This is a genomic window from Streptomyces sp. x-19 (assembly GCF_046549115.1).
Lineage (GTDB): Bacteria > Actinomycetota > Actinomycetes > Streptomycetales > Streptomycetaceae > Streptomyces > Streptomyces albulus_C.
Genome location: NZ_JAJPWK010000006.1, coordinates 36,551 through 54,635 on the forward strand (window position 1 = coordinate 36,551; position 18,085 = coordinate 54,635).

The 18,085-nt window shown below is 73.4% G+C and carries 16 protein-coding genes; 4 read left to right on the plus strand and 12 right to left on the minus strand.

Annotation, left to right across the window (positions count from 1 at the left end):
* Nucleotides 1–289 precede the first annotated feature (289 nt).
* Nucleotides 290–2,914, plus strand: coding sequence for an SCO5717 family growth-regulating ATPase (locus tag ACLJT4_RS17265; RefSeq protein WP_411123208.1), 2,625 nt, complete (start codon nt 290–292; stop codon nt 2,912–2,914).
* An 88-nt stretch (nt 2,915–3,002) separates the two neighbouring features.
* On the opposite strand, the gene ACLJT4_RS17270 is transcribed toward ACLJT4_RS17265, so the two are convergent.
* The 9 genes from ACLJT4_RS17270 to rimP form a co-directional block, all read right to left on the minus strand.
* Nucleotides 3,003–3,956, minus strand: a complete 954-nt coding sequence (locus ACLJT4_RS17270; protein ID WP_016574923.1) for a bifunctional riboflavin kinase/FAD synthetase — start codon at nt 3,954–3,956, stop codon at nt 3,003–3,005.
* Nucleotides 3,957–4,017: 61 nt separating this feature from the next.
* Nucleotides 4,018–4,992, minus strand: a complete 975-nt coding sequence (locus ACLJT4_RS17275; RefSeq protein WP_411123209.1) for a hypothetical protein — start codon at nt 4,990–4,992, stop codon at nt 4,018–4,020.
* 387 nt (nt 4,993–5,379) lie between these two features.
* On the minus strand, nt 5,380–6,306 hold the full coding sequence (gene truB, locus ACLJT4_RS17280) for a tRNA pseudouridine(55) synthase TruB (protein ID WP_411123210.1): 927 nt from the start codon (nt 6,304–6,306) through the stop codon (nt 5,380–5,382).
* On the minus strand, nt 6,303–6,755 hold the full coding sequence (rbfA, locus tag ACLJT4_RS17285; RefSeq protein WP_411123211.1) for a 30S ribosome-binding factor RbfA: 453 nt from the start codon (nt 6,753–6,755) through the stop codon (nt 6,303–6,305). Before rbfA ends, truB begins: the two co-directional genes overlap by 4 nt.
* A gap of 67 nt (nt 6,756–6,822) precedes the next feature.
* A complete protein-coding gene (locus ACLJT4_RS17290; RefSeq protein WP_016571771.1) occupies nt 6,823–7,116 on the minus strand; it encodes a DUF503 domain-containing protein in 294 nt (97 codons plus the stop codon).
* A gap of 191 nt (nt 7,117–7,307) precedes the next feature.
* Nucleotides 7,308–10,385: a translation initiation factor IF-2 gene (gene infB / locus ACLJT4_RS17295; protein WP_411123212.1), complete on the minus strand. Its 3,078-nt coding sequence runs from the start codon at nt 10,383–10,385 to the stop codon at nt 7,308–7,310.
* A gap of 178 nt (nt 10,386–10,563) precedes the next feature.
* Nucleotides 10,564–10,842 carry a YlxR family protein gene (locus tag ACLJT4_RS17300; RefSeq protein WP_016576512.1) on the minus strand — a complete coding sequence of 93 codons (279 nt, stop codon included), beginning with the start codon at nt 10,840–10,842 and terminating at the stop codon, nt 10,564–10,566.
* A 126-nt stretch (nt 10,843–10,968) separates the two neighbouring features.
* On the minus strand, nt 10,969–11,961 hold the full coding sequence (nusA, locus tag ACLJT4_RS17305; RefSeq protein ID WP_016576513.1) for a transcription termination factor NusA: 993 nt from the start codon (nt 11,959–11,961) through the stop codon (nt 10,969–10,971).
* Nucleotides 11,962–11,963: 2 nt separating this feature from the next.
* The gene (gene rimP / locus ACLJT4_RS17310) at nt 11,964–12,551 is read right to left on the minus strand and encodes a ribosome maturation factor RimP (protein ID WP_411123213.1); all 588 of its coding nucleotides are present in this window, start codon (nt 12,549–12,551) and stop codon (nt 11,964–11,966) included.
* Between the two features lie 160 nt (nt 12,552–12,711).
* Here rimP and ACLJT4_RS17315 point away from each other — a divergent pair, with 160 nt between their 5' ends.
* The 3 genes from ACLJT4_RS17315 (at nt 12,712) to ACLJT4_RS17325 (ending at nt 14,778) form a co-directional block, all read left to right on the plus strand.
* Nucleotides 12,712–13,215, plus strand: coding sequence for a hypothetical protein (locus ACLJT4_RS17315; RefSeq protein ID WP_411123412.1), 504 nt, complete (start codon nt 12,712–12,714; stop codon nt 13,213–13,215).
* 100 nt (nt 13,216–13,315) lie between these two features.
* A complete protein-coding gene (locus ACLJT4_RS17320) occupies nt 13,316–13,819 on the plus strand; it encodes a ferritin-like domain-containing protein (protein WP_275462712.1) in 504 nt (167 codons plus the stop codon).
* 50 nt (nt 13,820–13,869) lie between these two features.
* Complete coding sequence (locus ACLJT4_RS17325; RefSeq protein ID WP_411123214.1) at nt 13,870–14,778, plus strand: aminoglycoside phosphotransferase family protein; 909 nt, start codon at nt 13,870–13,872, stop codon at nt 14,776–14,778.
* A gap of 67 nt (nt 14,779–14,845) precedes the next feature.
* Here ACLJT4_RS17325 and ACLJT4_RS17330 read toward each other — a convergent pair whose 3' ends face one another.
* The 3 genes from ACLJT4_RS17330 to ACLJT4_RS17340 form a co-directional block, all read right to left on the minus strand.
* Entirely contained in the window at nt 14,846–16,549 is a 1,704-nt protein-coding gene (locus ACLJT4_RS17330) for a proline--tRNA ligase (protein ID WP_411123215.1), read from the minus strand.
* Between the two features lie 105 nt (nt 16,550–16,654).
* Entirely contained in the window at nt 16,655–17,191 is a 537-nt protein-coding gene (locus tag ACLJT4_RS17335) for a GNAT family N-acetyltransferase (RefSeq protein ID WP_411123216.1), read from the minus strand.
* A 24-nt stretch (nt 17,192–17,215) separates the two neighbouring features.
* The gene (locus ACLJT4_RS17340) at nt 17,216–18,061 is read right to left on the minus strand and encodes a GNAT family N-acetyltransferase (protein ID WP_411123217.1); all 846 of its coding nucleotides are present in this window, start codon (nt 18,059–18,061) and stop codon (nt 17,216–17,218) included.
* Nucleotides 18,062–18,085: the final 24 nt, after the last annotated feature.

Sequence of the window (18,085 nt, forward strand, 5' to 3'; positions counted from 1 at the left end):
GCCGGCACGAGCTACGGGCGCATCCACGGGGTGCGCCCGTAGGCGTGCCGACCGGGCTTGAAGACGACATGGCATCGACTGCCGTTATGGGCCGACTGTTGATTAGGCTGTGGGGAGAGCCGCAGGAGCACCTCACATCGGCGGTGCACGACGGCAGTCGACACGGGGATGGAGACATAGCAGTGGTGGCGCAACCCCGGGTGGCGTGCTCCGACTTCCGTTACATCCGATCGATCCGCCTGTATCCGGTCCTGCCGTTCAGGTGCGTTGCAGTAGACCAGGAGGCACAGTGAAAGACCAGGAGGCTTTCCGCCCGGACGGGAACGATCCTGACGACGACCAGTCCGAGTTCGACCTGACCGGCGAGTTCAAGATCGATTTCGCGGCTCCGGCCTGGTACGGCAGCAACGACACCAGTGGCGGCGCGGGCGCCGCGGCCTCCTCCGCGACGCCTCCCACCGGTGCCGCTGGCCCGTCGTCGACCGGCCAGTCGCCGTCCGGGCCCGCCCAGGGCCCCGCGACGCCCGGCGTTCCGCAGCAGGGGGCGCCCGGTCCGGCCGCGCCTCCCGGCTTCCCGACGCTGCGTCCGCACGACGCGGGCGGGGACGACGCGGCCGCCGCGGCCGGCGGTGCGTCGGCTCCGGCCGCCGCCGACGCGCACGGCGCCAACGTCCGCGCCGGCAACGGTCCGGACCCCTCGGCCTCCCTCTGGGACGACGACGAGGACGACGCGGAGCCGGCGGCGGACCCGACGCCTGTGCCGCAGTCCGCCGCGACGCCGCAGCCGGAGGCCGCGCCCACCGCGCCCGCCCCGCCCGCGCCCGAACAGCCCGCACCGGCTCCCGGGCCGGAGGCCGCCACCGCAGCCGCAACCGCGGCCGCGGCAGGCGCCCAGCCCGCTGCCCAGCCGGCCCAGCCCGTCCAGGGCCAGCAGCCGGCCCAGCAGCCCCCGCAGCAGCAGGCGCCCGTCCAGGGCGTACCCCAGCAGGGCGTCGCCCCGCAGGGCATGCCGCCGCAGCAGGGGGCGCCGCAGGGCGCTCCGGCGGCGGGTGCGCCGTGGCCCGGTGCGGACGGTCAGCAGCAGGGCGTGCCCCCGCAGGGTGCCCCGGCGCAGGGCGGACTCCCGCCGTTGCCGCCGGAGTTCCAGCCGGCCGACCCGCGGATGGCGCAGGCCGGCCAGCAGCAGCCGGTCGCCCCCCAGCAGGTCCAGCAGCAGCCGGCACAGCCCCAGGCACCTCAGCAGCCCTACCCCCAGCAGGCCCAGCAGCCGCAGCAGCCCCAGCAGGGCGGCTACCCGCAGCAGCAGGCCGCCCCGGCGCAGCAGGGCGGCTACGGCTACCCGCAGCCCGCGTACGGCTATCCGCAGCAGGTGCAGCAGGGTCAGCACCCGCAGCAGGCCCAGCAGCCGGCCCAGCAGCAGCCCAACGCCCAGCCGCAGCAGCCCGCCTACGGCTACCCGCAGCAGGGATACCCCCAGCAGGCCCAGCCGGCCCAGCAGCACGCCCAGCAACAGCAGCAGGCCCAGCCCGGCTACCCCCAGCAGCCGCAACAGCCGCAACAGGCCCAGCAGCAGCCCCAGCAGCAGGGTCAACAGCCGCTCCCCGGCCAGCAGTTCGGCGACCCCAACGCGGCGGCCAACTACGCCCAGTACTCGCAGCCGGGCCAGCAGCAGCCGCAGCGCGCCACCCCCGGTGCGCCGCTCGGCTACAGCGCCGCGGTCGAGCTGACCTCCGACCGCCTGCTGCGCAACCAGCCCAAGAAGCGGAAGCCGGGCGCCAACGCCCAGCCGTCCAAGTTCAAGCTGGGTGCGAAGAAGGAGTTGGAGGAGCGCCAGCGCAAGCTGGAGCTGATCCGCACGCCGGTGCTGTCCTGCTACCGGATCGCGGTGATCAGCCTCAAGGGCGGCGTCGGCAAGACCACGACGACCACCGCGCTGGGCGCCACCCTGGCCTCCGAGCGGCAGGACAAGATCCTCGCGATCGACGCCAACCCGGACGCCGGCACGCTCGGTCGACGGGTCCGCCGCGAGACCGGGGCGACCATCCGTGACCTGGTGCAGGCGATCCCGCACCTGCACAGCTACATGGACATCCGCCGGTTCACCTCGCAGGCCCCCTCGGGCCTGGAGATCCTCGCCAACGACGTCGACCCGGCCGTCTCGACGACGTTCAACGACGAGGACTACCGGCGCGCGATCGACATCCTCGGCAAGCAGTACCCGGTCATCCTCACCGACTCGGGCACCGGTCTGCTCTACAGCGCGATGCGTGGTGTGCTCGACCTCGCCGACCAGTTGATCATCATCTCCACCCCGTCGGTCGACGGTGCCAGCAGCGCCAGCACCACCTTGGACTGGCTCTCCGCGCACGGCTACGCCGACCTGGTGCAGCGCGGCATCACGGTCATCTCCGGAGTCCGCGAGACCGGCAAGATGATCAAGATCGAGGACATCGTGTCGCACTTCGAGACCCGCTGCCGCGGTGTCGTCGTGGTGCCGTTCGACGAGCACCTCGCCGCCGGCGCCGAGGTCGACCTCGACATGATGCGGCCGAAGACCCGCGAGGCGTACTTCAACCTCTCCGCCCTGGTCGCCGAGGACTTCGCGCGCCAGCAGCAGGCCCAGGGGATGTACGCGCAGGCGCAGATGGGGCAGCAGCAGATGGGCGGCGACCCGTACGCCCAGCAGCAGGACCCGTACGCCCAGCAGCAGTACGCGCAGCAGGCCCAGCAGGCGCAGCAGGCCCAGCAGCAGGTCCCCCAGCAGGGCCAGCCGCCGGCCGGCTACCCGCCGCAGCAGGGCGGCTGGACCCAGCAGCCCGCCGCCCAGCCGCCGGCCGGCTGGCAGCAACAGCCCGCCCCGGACGCTCCGTTGCCGGAGCAGGGCGGCTGGACGCAGCAGCCGCCCCCGCAGTGAGCTGCGGGGCGTGCACGAAAGGGGCGGGGCCCGGCAGTCGACTGCCGGGCCCCGCCCCTTTCGTGCGCCCTCGCGGGCGCGAAGTGCCCTACGCCAGACCGGATTCGGCGATCAGGCCGCGGGCCTGCTTCACGTCGACCGCCATCCGCTCCAGCAGCGCGTCCAGGGTGTCGAACTTCTCCTGGCCACGGATGTAGGCGAGGAAGTCCACCGCGACGTGCAGACCGTACAGGTCGAGTCCGATCCGGTCGATGGCGTACGCCTCCACCGTCCGCACCTTGCCGTCGAACTGCGGGTTGGTGCCGACCGAGACGGCCGCCGGCATCGCCTCGCCCTCGACGTGCAGCAGCCCCGCGTAGACCCCGTCGGCCGGGATCGCGGTGTGCGGCAGGGTCTCCACGTTGGCCGTGGGGAAGCCGAGTTCACGGCCGCGCTGCGCGCCGCGGACGACCACACCCTCCACGCGGTGCGGCCGCCCCAGGACCTCCCGGGCCCCGGCCACGTCGCCCTCGGCGACCAGCCGGCGCACCAACGTGGACGAGAACGGCACGCCGCCGCCCGCGGTGCCGCGCTCGAAGAGGTCGATGACCTCGACCGTGTAGTCGTAGGTGCGGCCCAGGTCGGCGAGGCTGTCGACGGTGCCCTTGGCCTTGTGGCCGAAGCGGAAGTTCGGCCCCTCCACGACGAGCTGCGCGTGCAACTTGTCGACCAGCACCTTCACCACGAAGTCGGCGGGCGCCAGTTGCGAGAACTCCTTGGTGAACGGCAGGACCAGCACCGCGTCCACCCCCAGTTCCGCCATCAGCTCGGCCCTGCGGTGATGCGGGGCCAGCAACGGCGGATGGGTGCCGGGACGGACCACCTCGCTCGGGTGCGGGTCGAAGGTGACGACCACGGCCGGGATCCCCAGCTCGCGGGCGCGGGCCACCGCACGACCGATGATCAATTGGTGGCCGCGGTGCACTCCGTCGTACGAGCCGATGGTGACGACGCTGCGTCCCCAACCCTCGGGGATGTCCTCCAAGCCACGCCAGCGCTGCACTCTGCCCGCTCCTCGCCCGAACTCTTGACCGTCCACTGCGCCATTTCGGCATGGCGCAGGTCTAAGACTGCCATGCCGCGAGCGCGGCTTCGCGCGAAGGGTCGACTGGCCGCTGTTGCATCCGACACCCTGCGGCGCCCGCCGACCACCGGCCGGTCGCCGCCGCACCGTCCCGAGGAGCCGCCGACGGCGCCTGCCCCCCGCGCCCGGGACCGCTCCCCCACGGCGCCGTGACCCGCCGCAGCGCCACCGGCTCGTCCTCGGCGAGCGCGTCCAGCAGCTCGGTCGCACGGGGGTGCGGCACGCCGATCAGCGTCTGTACGAGGGCGTCCAGCGCCCGGGTGCGGTGGGTGTGCAGCAGCGCCTGCGCGGCGTCCGCGACGGTGACCGGGCGGGGCGCGCAGGGTGCCGCCAGCAGCGGACGGACGTCGTCGAACCAGCCGCACAGCACCGGCTGGGTCCGCTCGGGGGCGGCCTTCAGCAGCTCCGCGACGAGGTCGAGGAAGCGCCCGGGGCGCAGGTGCCCGCCATCGGGACCGCACGCCTCCACGACCCCCTCACGGCCCTCTGCGGGGCCGTCGGCCCACGGCGGGGCGTCGACCCGCACGGCGTCCGCCCGGCGGCCCGTCTCGCCGTCGGCGGGGTGGACCCGCACGCGCGGCGGGCGGGCGAAGGGGCGCGGCGGTCGCCCGCCCCGCGCGGACGGCGGCGGTCCGTCGGCCGGCAGCAGCCGGCGCAGCAGTTCCAGCCGGTCCGCCGGCGCCAGCGCCAGGCACCGCCAGAACACCGGGCCGAACGTGGCCAGGCCGGAGTCCGCGAAGCCGCCGGCCGCGACCGACAGCTCGGTGATCCGGTCGGCGAGCAGTCGCAGTACGGCCAGGTACGGGGTGGCGTCCGGCACCCCCAGCAGGATGCCGCACAGCCGACCGGCCGCCGTTCCGGAACCCACCCCGGGAGCGGTCGCGGCCGCCACCAACTCCCGCCATTCCAGCGCTGGTTCCTCGCCCGCGTCCCCCTCGGCGACCACGCTGGCCACACCGCGCGCACCCCCGCCGGGTCGTCCGTGCGCCCCCCGGTACGCCCCTGCGTGCGGCCTTGCGAACGCGCCCCCGTCAACCACCCCGTACGCATCCCCGCACACGTCCCTGTCGACGTCCAGCACCACCATGCGCGAACCTCCCCGCCCGTTACCGTCCGTGCTCATCGGCGACGACGGTAGACAGACAGTGATCTTCGCGACAGGGTGCACGGCGAACGCGCCCCCTTCCGCGCCGTGATTCACTCCGAGCGCCTGCTCGCGGGGGTGAATCACCGCGAGGCGCTGGACAGAGACTCAGCGAGGGGGATGGTGGAGCGCGGGCCGCACGCTCCGCGCCCGTCGGCACGGCCCGCGTTCCACCACCTCCGCCTCGACTGCCGTCCGCTAGGCGAAGACCGCCAGGCTCTTGGCCCGCCCGCCCTGGTTCTCCACCAGCGCGAGGAACGTGCCGTCCGGCCCGAAGGCCGCCACCGGGCCGTCGCCCTCGAAGAGCGGCATCGGCACCCGCGCGCCGTTGAGCAGCAACCGCGCCTGCGCCTCGGGCACGTCCCAGCGGGTGAACGCGGCGTCCGCGGCGTCCCCCAGCGGCATGACCGGCAGGCCACTGCCCTCGGGGTCGTCGACCGCCGCCTGGAGCTGCTCCAGCGTCCGCGCCCGGTCGAGCTTGTACGGGCCGACCCGGGTGCGCCGCAGCGCGGTCAGGTGGCCGCCCACGCCGAGCCCGGCGCCCAGGTCACGGGCGAGGGCGCGGATGTAGGTGCCGGAGGAGCAGACCACGGAGACCAGCACGTCGGTCACCGGGGTGCCGTCCGCGGCCTCCGTCTCGTGTGCGGAGTGCACCACGAACGAGGAGACGGTCACCGGCCGGGCCGGGATCTCCACGTCCTCGCCGTCCCGGATCCGCTTGTAGGAGCGCTTGCCGTCGATCTTGATCGCGCTGACCTTGGACGGGACCTGCATGATCGCGCCGGACAACTCGGCGACCCCGGCGTCGATGTCCTCGCGGGCGATGCCGTGGGCCGCCTTCGACGCCAGGATCTCGCCCTCGGCGTCGTCGGTGAGCGTGCTCTGCCCGAGCCGCACCGTGCCGACGTACTCCTTCTCCGTCAGCGCGAGGTGCCCGAGCAGCTTGGTGGCCCGTTCCAGGCCCAGGACCAGGACGCCGGTCGCCATCGGGTCGAGGGTGCCGGCGTGCCCGACCCGGCGGGTGCGGGCCATCCCGCGCATCTTCGCCACGACGTCGTGCGACGTGAAACCGGACGGCTTGTCGACGATGACCAGGCCGCCCGGCTTGTTGCTCTGCCGCTTCATTCTGCCGCTGCGTCCTCGTCGTCCTCGTCGCCCGGCTTGCGGTACGGGTCCGCTTCACCGGCGTACTTGGCGCCCGACGACGCCTGGCGCACCTGGGCGTCCGAGGCCCGGGCCCGGTCGAGCAGGTCCTCGATCGTCTGGGCGTTCTCCGGCAGGGCGTCCGCGACGAACGTCAGCGTCGGCGTGAACTTGGTGCCGGCCGCCGCCCCCACCGCGGAGCGGAGCACGCCCTTGGCGCTCTCCAGCCCGGCGGCGGCGCTCGCCCGGTCCTCGTCGTCGCCGTACACCGTGTAGAAGACCGTAGCCTCCCGCAGGTCGCCGGTGACCCGGGTGTCGGTGATGGTCACGTGCGTGCCGAGCCGCGGGTCCTTGACGCCGCGCTGCAACTTCTGGGCGACCACCTCCCGGATGAGGTCCGCCAGCTTCTTCGCCCGCGCATTGTCGGCCACTGGTCCGTCTCCTTCTTGTCTTTCACGATTGTGCTTCCACCGGCGACGACCCGCCCGGTCTCGGGGGTCACTCGTCGTCGCCGTGCAGCCGTCGGCGTACCGACAGCAGCTCCACTTCGGGCCGTGCGGCGACCAGGCGCTCGCAGCGGTCCATGACGTCCGTCAGGTGTCCGACGTCCCCGGACACCACCGCCAGGCCGATGCGGGCCCTGCGGTAGAGGTCCTGGTCTCCCACCTCCGCGACGCTCACCGCGTACTTGCGGTGCAGCTCGGCGACGATCGGGCGGACGACGGAGCGCTTCTCCTTCAGCGACCGTACGTCGCCGAGAAGCAGGTCGAAGGACAACGTCCCTACGTACATGCATGACGGGTCAAGCCACCCGTGGGGCCTTCGGGGTGCCGCCCGGCGTCGGCCGGGGCGTGCGTGTCATTTCGAACCGTACACGGAACGACCGGGGCCGATCGACGGAAATTCCCGCCGACCGGCCCCGGCCCGCCCGTCGCCCGGCCACCGTTCCTGGTGGACCGCACACCGGGCGGACTACTACAAGATCAGCCGCGCGGCTTCTCCCGCATCTCGTACGTCGCGATGACGTCGTCGACCTTGATGTCGTTGAAGTTGCCGAGGTTGATACCGCCCTCGAAGCCTTCGCGGATCTCGGTGACGTCGTCCTTGAAGCGGCGCAGACCGTCGATGTTGAGGTTCTCCGCGACCACCTTGCCGTCGCGGATGAGGCGCGCCTTGGTGTTGCGCTTGACCTCGCCGGAACGGATGAGCACACCCGCGATGTTGCCCAGCTTGGACGACTTGAAGACCTCGCGGATCTCCGCCGTACCGAGCTCGACCTCCTCGTACTCCGGCTTGAGCATGCCCTTGAGGGCCGCCTCGATCTCCTCGATCGCCTGGTAGATGACCGAGTAGTACCGGACGTCGACGCCCTCGCGCTCGGCCATCTGCGTGGCGCGGCCCTCGGCCCGCACGTTGAAGCCGATGACGATCGCGTCGGAGCCGGACGCCAGGTTGATGTCGGACTCCGTGACCGCACCGACGCCGCGGTGCAGCACCCGGATGTCGACCTCTTCGCCGACGTCGAGCTGGAGCAGCGAGGACTCCAGGGCCTCGACCGAACCGGACGCGTCGCCCTTGATGATGAGGTTGAGCTGCTGGACCTCGCCCGCCTTGAGCACCTTGTCGAGGTCCTCGAGGGACACCCGGCGGGTGCGCTTGGCGAACGCGGCGTTGCGCTCGCGCGCCGCGCGCTTCTCGGCGATCTGGCGGGCCGTGCGGTCCTCGTCGACGACCAGGAAGTTGTCGCCGGCGCCCGGGACGTTGGTCAGACCCAGGACCAGGACGGGGGTCGACGGACCCGCTTCCTCGACGTGGTTGCCCTTGTCGTCGAGCATCGCGCGGACCCGGCCGTAGGCGTCGCCCACGACCATCGTCTCGCCGACGCGGAGCGTACCGCGCTGGACCAGGACGGTCGCCACGGCGCCGCGGCCGCGGTCGAGGTGAGCCTCGATCGCGATGCCCTGGGCGTCCTGGTCGGGGTTGGCCCGCAGGTCGAGGGCGGCGTCCGCGGTGAGGACGACGGCCTCGAGCAGCTGCTCGATGTTGGTCCCCTGGCGGGCGGAGATGTCGACGAACATGGTGTCGCCGCCGTACTCCTCGGCCACCAGGCCGTACTCGGTCAGCTGACCGCGCACCTTGGTCGGGTCGGCACCCTCGACGTCGATCTTGTTGACCGCGACCACGATCGGCACGTCGGCCGCCTTGGCGTGGTTCAGGGCCTCGATCGTCTGCGGCATGACACCGTCGTTGGCCGCCACCACGAGGATCGCGATGTCGGTCGACTTCGCACCGCGGGCACGCATGGCGGTGAACGCCTCGTGACCCGGGGTGTCGATGAAGGTGATGCGACGCTCTTCGTCGTTGACCTCGGTCGTGACCTGGTAGGCACCGATGTGCTGGGTGATGCCACCGGCCTCGCCCGCGACCACGTTCGTCTTGCGGATCGCGTCCAGCAGGCGGGTCTTACCGTGGTCGACGTGACCCATGACGGTGACGACCGGCGGACGGGCCGCCAGCATGTCCTCGCCGCCCTCGTTCTCTCCGAACTCGATGTCGAAGGACTCGAGCAGCTCGCGGTCCTCCTCCTCCGGGCTGACGATCTCGATGTTGTAGTTCATCTCGCCGGCGAGCAGCTGCAGCGTCTCGTCGGAGACCGACTGGGTCGCGGTGACCATCTCGCCCAGGTTCAGCATGACCTGGACCAGCGACGCCGGGTTGGCGTTGATCTTCTCCGCGAAGTCGGTCAGCGAGGCACCGCGCGAGAGGCGAACGGTCTGGCCGTTGCCGCGCGGCAGCATGATGCCGCCCACGGACGGGGCCTGCATCGCCTCGTACTCCTGACGGCGCTGCCGCTTCGACTTGCGACCACGACGCGCCGGACCGCCGGGACGGCCGAACGCACCCTGCGTGCCACCACGGCCGCCGGGACCACCCGGACGACCGCCGAAGCCGGGACGACCGCCGAAGCCGCCGCCACCACCGGGACCGCCGCCACCGGGACGACCGGCGAAACCGCCGCCGCCACCCGGACGACCGCCACCGCCGCCGCCACCGGGACGACCGGCGAAGCCGCCGCCACCACCGGGACGACCGCCGCCGCCACCGGGACGACCAGCGCCGCCCGGACGACCGCCGGCGCCGCCGGGGCCCGGACGCGGGCCGGCAGCCGGACGCTGCGGCATCATGCCCGGGTTCGGACGGTTACCGCCGCCGGGACGCGGACCGGCACCGCCGGGCGCCGCACCCTGCGGACGGGGCATGGCACCGGGGGTCGGACGCGCGCCGCCCTGGCCCTGCGGACGGGGGCCGCCCTGGCCGCCGCCCTGCGGGCGCGGGCCGGGCTGACCGGGACGCGGGGCGCCACCGGGCCGCGGGGCCTGCGGACGGGCCATGCCCGTCGAGCCACCGGAGGTGAAGGGGTTGTTGCCCGGACGGGGACCGCTCGGACGGGGGCCACCGGGACGCGGGGCGCGCTCGCCACCGGGACGGGGGGCGTTGCCGCGCCCCTGGCCCTGACCCTGACCGCCTGCCGGGCGACCGCCCGGACGCGGGCCGGGGGCGGCACCGGGGCGGGGCCCCGACTGCGCGGCGGGAGCCGGCGCGGACGGCGGGGCCTGGAACTCCGGCTGCGCGGGCGCGGCCGGGGCGGGCTTGGGCGCCGCGGGACGTGCCGGGGTCGGCCGCGGGCCCGGCGTGGGGCCGGCGGCAGGCTTGGGAGCCTCGGCGGGGGCCGCGGGGGCAACGGGTGCCTCCGGGGCGGCCGGGGCCGCGGGCCCCGGCTTGGGGGCGCCCGGCTTCGGGGCAGCCGGACGCGCCGCCTGCGCCGGAGTGGGCGCGGACGGCTTCGCGGGGGCCGACTTGCGCGGCGCCGCGGGCTTGCCGGCGGAACGGCCGCCGCCGCTACCCGCCTGGAAAGCGTCGGTCAACTTGCGAACAACCGGCGCCTCGATCGTCGAGGACGCCGAACGGACGAATTCACCAAGTTCTTGGAGCTTGGCCATGACGACCTTGCTCTCAACACCGAACTCCTTGGCGAGTTCGTAAACCCGGACCTTAGCCACTTCGCTCCTTCTAGGTCCGGGTGTCCACCGGACCGTCGCTACTTCATGGGCGTACTCATCGCGTACTCATCGAGTGCTCATCGCAATCTCGACCTACTTCCGACTCGCGAGGTACCTGACCGCACGGTTTTCCGTGCGCTGTGCATGTCTTGCTGTGCGTTATTGCCATGGCGGCTGCTCAACCCGCGCCCCCTTCGATGAACCGGCGCACATCCGCCGTGTCGAACGGGCCGCGACCCCGGTAGGCCCGGGGGAACGCCCGGCGGCGAACCGCCAGGTCGAGGCAGACCAGTGTCCGGTGCACGTAAGCACCCCGGCCGGGCAGCGTACCGCGAGGATCGGGGACGCACTCGCCCTCGATCGCCACGATGCGCAGCAAATCGCCCTTGGCCGCTCGCTCCCGGCACCCCAGACACGTGCGCTCAGGGCATGCGCGGGCATGCGTCCGGCCAGACACTGCTTAAGTCTACCTCCCTACGGCCGGTCCACCCCGATGGGGTAAAGCCGATCCGTTCCTCAGAATTCCCCGCCCGGCGCCGCGGCACCACTTCTTTTCGGGCGCCGCGGCTCCGCCCGTCCCGGCTCAGCCCTGCGCCGGCGCGTGCTCGGTGTCGGGACGGATGTCGATCCGCCAACCGGTGAGCCGCGCCGCGAGCCGGGCGTTCTGGCCTTCCTTGCCGATGGCCAGCGACAACTGGTAGTCCGGCACGGTCACCCGGGCCGAGCGCGCCGACAGGTCCACGACCTCGACCTTGCTGACCCGGGCCGGGGACAGCGCGTTCGCCACCAGCTCGGCCGGGTCGTCCGACCAGTCCACGATGTCGATCTTCTCGCCGTTGAGCTCGGCCATCACGGCCCGCACCCGGCCGCCCATCGGGCCGATGCACGCGCCCTTGGCGTTCAGGCCGGAACGCGTCGACCGCACCGCGATCTTCGTCCGGTGTCCGGCCTCGCGCGCGATGGCGGCGATCTCCACCGACCCGTCGGCGATCTCCGGCACCTCCATGGCGAACAGCTTCTTCACCAGATTGGGGTGCGTGCGCGAGAGGGTGACCGAGGGACCGCGGACGCCCTTGACGACGCGGACGACGTACGACCGCAGTCGGGTGCCGTGCGTGTACTCCTCGCCCGGGACCTGCTCCTGCACCGGCAGGATCGCCTCCAGCCGACCGATGTCGACCAGGACGTTCTTGGGGTCCTTGCCCTGCTGGACGACGCCGGTGACCACGTCGCCCTCGCGTCCGGCGTACTCGCCGAACGTGATCTCCTCCTCGGCGTCCCGCAGCCGCTGCAGGATGACCTGCTTGGCGGTGGTCGCCGCGATCCGCCCGAAGCCGGACGGGGTGTCGTCGAACTCGCGCGGCTCGGCACCCTCCTCCAGGTCGTCCGGGTCCTCCTTCGCCCACACCGTCACGTGGCCGGTGCTGCGGTCCAGCTCCACCCGCGCGCGGCGGCGGCTGCCCTCGGTGCGGTGGTACGCGATGAGGAGGGCCGACTCGATCGCCTCGACCAGCAGGTCGAACGAGATCTCCTTCTCCCGCACCAGACCCCGCAGGGCGCTCATGTCGATGTCCACGGCTACGCCTCCTCCTTGTTCTCGTCGTTCTCGTGTGCGTCGTTCTCGGGTTCGTCGTGCTCGGGTTCGTCGTGCTCGGTGCTCTGTGCGTCCTGTGACGCGGCGGCGGGGGACGGCTTGGGGTTGAACTCCAGCTCCACCCGTGCCTTGGCGATCTCGTCGAACGCGACCCGTCGGGCGGTCGGCTTGCGGCCCTTGACGCCCGGGACCTCCAGGTCCAGTCCGGTGTCGTCGGCGGCGACGATCCGCGCCACCACCTCGCCGCCCTCGTGCAGGCGGGCCTTGATCAGCCGGCCGACGGCGCGGCGGTAGTGCCGCAGCTCGGTCAGCGGCCGGTCGGCGCCCGGCGAGGTCACCTCAAGGGTGTACGGGGCGCCGCCCATCGCGTCGGTGTCGTCCAGGACCGTGGACGCCTCGCGGCTCAGCTCGGCACACTCGTCCAGCTGGACGCCCGCGTCGGAATCGACCACGATCCTCAGCACCCGACTCTTGCCGGCCGGGGTCACCTCGATCTCTTCCAGATCCAGGTCTCGTGCGGCGACGAGCGGTTCAAGCAGCCCGCGCAGCCTCTCGCTCTGGGTGGTGCTCATCCGGGTGACTCCTCGGCCGCGTGTGCTGTTGTGGGTAGGTCGCGTGTCGGGTCAAAGCCTATCGGTTCCGGCGGGGTACTGACGATTCGGTGGGTCGTCACGGATACGCTCGCCTGCGGTGATCACTACGGAAGACCCCGGGAAGTGCAACGTGCCGAAACTGGCGCTCACGCGCAGAACGACCCTGTTGGCCGGCGCCGCCCTGGGGGGTGCGGCGCTGCTCACCGGGTGCGCCGACGACGCCCGGCCGGCCCGCGCGGCGGGCGAGCACTCGGCGGCCGCGGAACGGTTGCGGAAGAACGCCGCCCGGGACAGCACGGCGCTGCTCGCACGGTACGACGCGACGCTCACCGCGCACCCGGCGCTGGGAGCGCAGCTGCGCCCGCTGCGGGCCGAAGTCGCCCGCCACGCCCAGGCGTTCACCTCCGACGCTCCGTCCACCGCGCCCTCCGCGCCCCCGGCCGGCGCGGCGCGGGGAGCCGGCGCACCCGACGTGCCGGGCGACGAGCGGGCCGCCCGCACGGCGCTCGCCGACGCGGAGCGCACCCTCGCGGACGCCCGGACGAAGGCGCTGGTGTCCGCGCCGGCCGAACTGGCCCGGCTGCTCGCCTCGGTGGCGGCGGCCGGCGCGGCCCATGCGTACCTCCTGACGGAGGCCGGGTGACGGGGACCGCCCCGCACCCGGGCCCCGCGGCGGGCACGGTGACGACCTACGGCGCGCGGCCCTCGCCGGGGCGCCCCAGCAGAAGGAGAAGGAACGGGGTATGACGACGACGGGCGCACCGCGCGAGGAGGCTCGCGACCACGACGCGTTGACCGCGACGCAGGCCGCGCTGGCGGCCGAGCACGCCGCGGTGTACGGGTACGGCGTGGTCGGCGGGCGGATCGGCGCCGGGCGGCGCGCGGAGGCCCGGGGCGCGTACGACGCGCACCGGGCGCGGCGGGACGCGCTGGGCCGCGCCGTGCGGGACCTCGGCGGCAGGCCGCAGGCCGCGGCTGCCGCCTACGCGCTGCCGTTCCCGGTGCCGGACGCGGCCGCCGCGGCCCGGCTGGCGGCGGAGTTGGAGGACCGGGTGGCGGCCGTCTACGCGGACCTGGTCCGGGCCACCGGCGGTGCGCATCGCACGGAGGCGGCGGCCGCGCTGCGCGAGGCGGCAGTGCGGGCGGTGCGCTGGCGGGGCAGCGGCGTAGCCTTCCCTGGGCTCGTGGAGCGGGCCGCGGCACCCGCCCCGTCGGGTGGCGCGGGCGCCGATTCCGACGCGCTCTGAACGACCGGCCGTCACGGCGGCCACTCCCCCACGAAAAGGACAGCTGCAGCATGGCAACGGGACCCGTCCAACCGCCGCAACGATTGGTGAACGCGCTCGGCGGCGATCCGGAGGGTCCCGTACGGACCTGGCTGGCGGCGCTGCCGGAGCTGGTCCAACAACGTCTGGAAGCTTGGGAGTTGACGCTGGAGCGGGTGCACGCTCCGGGCGGCCGCAGCAGTCTCGTGGCGTTCGTGCGGCAGCAGGACGGGACACCGGCGGCGCTGAAGTTCCCGGTGCCGGGCCGGGCCGCCGAGCAGGAGGCCGCGGCGCTGCGGATCTGGGACGGCTGGGGTGCGGTGCGGCTGCTGCGGGCCGACGAGGCGGGCGGTGCGCTGCTGCTGGAGCGGTTGCAGGGGTCGGTGTCGCTGCGGTCGCTGCCGGAGGCCAAGGCCCTGCTGGAGGCGGCCGGCACGGTGCGCCGGCTGTGGGTGGCGCCGCCGGCGGGGCATCCGTTCGCGACGGTGGCGGAGCGGACCGCGGCGGACGCGGCGGGGCTGCGGGCGGCCGGGGAGCCGGTGGGCGCCGGGTCGCTGGTCGACGAGGCGCTGGAGCTGGGCGGGTCGCTGCCGGCCGGCGCCGGTGAGGAGTTCGTGCTGCACGGCGCGTTCCGGCAGGGCAAGGTGCTGGCCGGGGAGCGGGTGCCGTGGCTGGCGGTGGGCCCGTCGCCGCTGGTCGGCGAGCGGGCGTACGACCTGGCGCGGCTGGTGCTGGACCGGTTCGAGGACCTGCTGGCCGGCTCGGGCGCGGCCGCGGCGGCCCGTCGGCGGGTGGCGAAACTGGCCGACTCCCTGGAAGTGGACCGCGAGCGGTTGCGCGGCTGGACGCTGTACCGGGCGGTGCGCGCGGGACTGCGGGAGTCGGCGGCGGGTGACCGGCGGCGCGGCGAGTCGCTGTTGGAGTTCGCGACCTACGTGTAGCGGGTCGGGCGGTACGGCGACGGGCCGGCCGGGGCAGGTGCCCCGGCCGGCCCGTCGCCGTGTGCGGTCAGGCGCCGAGGCGGGCGACGGCCTCCTCGACCGTCAGCTCCTCGCGCTCGCCGGTGCGGCGGTCCTTTACCTCGACGACACCCTCGCCGGCGCGACGGCCGACGACGACGATGGTCGGCACGCCGATCAGCTCCGCGTCGGTGAACTTCACGCCGGGCGAGACACCGGGCCGGTCGTCGACCAGGACCCGCAGGCCGGCGGCGGCGAGCTGGTCGCTGACCTCCAGCGCGAGCTCGGTCTGCTTGGCCTTGCCGGCCGCGACGACGTGGACGTCGGCCGGGGCGACCTCGTTCGGCCAGCACAGGCCCTTGTCGTCGGCGTGCTGCTCGGCGAGCGCGGCGACGGCGCGCGAGACGCCGATGCCGTACGAGCCCATGGTGACGCGGACCGGCTTGCCGTTCTGGCCGAGCACGTCGAGGTGGAGGGCGTCGGCGTACTTGCGGCCCAGCTGGAAGATGTGGCCGATCTCGATGGCGCGGTCCAGCTTGAGGCCGGTGCCGCAGTTGGGGCAGGGGTCGCCCTCCTGCACCACGACGACGTCGACGTAGGCGTCGACCTCGAAGTCGCGGCCGGCGACGACGTTCTTGGCGTGCACGCCTTCCTTGTTGGCGCCGGTGATCCAGGCGGTGCCGGGGGCGACGCGGGGGTCGGCGAGGTAGGTGACCTTCTCCAGGCCCTGCGGACCGACGTAGCCGCGCACGAGGTCGTCGCGGCCGACGAAGTCCTCGGCGGTGACCAGTTCGACGGCGGCCGGGGCGAAGTGCGCCTCGACCTTGTCCAGGTCGACCTCGCGGTCGCCGGGCACGCCCACGGCCACGATCTCGCCGTCCACCTTGACCAGGAGGTTCTTGAGGGTGGCGGAGGCCGGCACGTCGAGGTGCGCGGCGAGCGTCTCGATGGTCGGGGTGTCGGGCGTGGGGACCTCTTCCAACGCGGGCACGTCGGCGGCGTCCACCGGCTTCAGGGCGTAGGTGATCGCCTCGGTGTTGGCCGCGTAGTCGCACTGGGGGCAGTCGGCGAAGGTGTCCTCGCCGGCGGCGGCCGGGGCGAGGAACTCCTCGGACTTGGAGCCGCCCATGGCGCCGGCGGTGGCGGCGCAGATGCGGTAGTCGAGGCCCAGGCGCTCGAAGATCCGCTGGTAGGCGGCGCGGTGCAGGGCGTAGGACTCGGCCAGGCCCTCGTCGGCGGTGTCGAAGGAGTACGAGTCCTTCATCTGGAACTCGCGGCCGCGCAGGATGCCGGCGCGCGGGCGGGCCTCGTCGCGGTACTTCGTCTGGATCTGGTAGAGGATCACCGGCAGGTCCTTGTAGGACGTGCACTGGTCCTTGACCAGCTGGGTGAAGATCTCCTCGTGGGTGGGGCCGAGGAGGTAGTCGCCGCCCCTGCGGTCCTTGAGGCGGAACAGCTCGGCGCCGTACTCCTCCCAGCGGCCGGTCGCCTCGAAGGGCTCCTTCGGCAGGAGGGCGGGGAGCAGGACCTCCTGGCCGCCGATGGCGTCCATCTCCTCGCGCACGATCCGCTCGACGTTGGCGAGGACCTTCTTCCCGAGCGGCAGCCAGGACCAGACACCGGCGGCGGTGCGCCGCACGAAACCGGCGCGCACCAGGAGCTTGTGGCTGAGCACCTCGGCGTCGGCCGGGTCGTCGCGCAGTGTCTTGAACATCAACCGGGACATGCGCTGGACCTGCGCGGCGTTGGCCATGGGAGTTTCTCCTGCGTAAGAAAGGTGACTCCCTGGAGGTTAGCCGCCGGGGCGTCCAGCACGGAAATGCGTATCCCCTGCGCGGGCTCCTTGTGCGGGCGGCGGTCAGGGGCGCTTCAGCGGGAGGGGGGCGCCCATGACGGCGTAAGGGGTGGGGGCGCTGGGGAAGAGGACCCGGCGGGCGATGTCCTGGTAGCCGAGGGAGCGGTAGAGGCCCCGGGCCGGGCTCTCGGTGTCGATGGCCGAGAGGATGCTGCGGGGTTCGGTGACCCCGTCGGTGATCCGGGTGATCAAGGCGCGGCCGATGCCGTGGTTCTGGTAGGCGGGGTGGACGTGCAGCTCGGTGATGACGAAGGAGTCGTCGAGCCAGTGGTCCAGACCCTGGCAGCGCAGGTACGGCTCGACGACGGTGGACCACCAGTGGGCGCGGTCGTTGGGCATGCCGTAGACGAAGCCGACGAGCCGGCCGGCGGGGGTGGTGGCGCCGAGGGCGCGGGCGCCGGCGCAGCCCAGGTGGCGCAGCACGATGTGGCGGCGGACGGCGATCTCGTCGTCGCTGAGCCCGAAGGCGAGGGCTTGGACGGCGAGTGCGTCGTCCACGCGGGCAGCGAGGTCCAAGGGGCCGACCGCGACGTCATCCATGCTCGGAGGGTACAAGGCGACGGCTCAGAAAAGTACGCTCATGAACGCGCCGACTTCCGTGAAGCCCACCCTGCGGTAGGCGGCGCGGGCGGCGGTGTTGAAGTCGTTGACGTAGAGACTGACGACCGGGGCGACGTCGTTGAGGGCGTAGCGCAGGACGGCGGCCATGCCGGCCTCGGAGAGTCCCCTGCCGCGGTGCGCGGGGTCGACCCAGACGCCCTGGATCTGGCAGGCGAGCGGGGTGGCCGCGCCGATCTCGGCCTTGAAGAGCACCCTGCCGTCCTCGATGCGGGCGAACGAGCGGCCGGCGCCGACGAGTTCGGCGACGCGCGCCTGGTAGAGCAGTCCGCCGTCGCCGGCGAGCGGCGAGATGCCGACCTCCTCGGTGAACATGGCCACGCACGCGGGCATGATCAGGTCGAGTTCGTCCTTGCGGATCCGCCGCACGTACGGGTCGGGGGCGACGTCGGTGGACGGGGCGCGGGTGGTCATCAGCGGCTGGTGCGCGCGGATCTCGCGGGCCGGGCCCCAGTGGGGTTCGAGCAGCGACCAGAGCGCGGTGGTGGGGCCGGCGGGGCCGACGATGGAGGAGCAGCGGCGGCCCTGACGGCGGGCGCGTTCGGCGAAGCCGCGGACGGCTTCTGGGGTGGCGCAGACGGGGACGAGGTTCGCGCCGGCGTAGCAGAGGGACTCCAGCCGGCCGCCGACGTACCAGCCCCACATCTCGCCGCCGAGCCGCCAGGGGTCGAGCCCGGCGACCTGGACCCGGGCGGCGACGAAGGCGTTGGCGACCGGGTCGCGGTCCAGGACCGTGAGCGCCGCGTCGAGCTCTCCCGGTTCGAGGACCTTGATGGCGGTGGTCGTCAGCACGTGTCGGAAAGCCTCACCGTTACG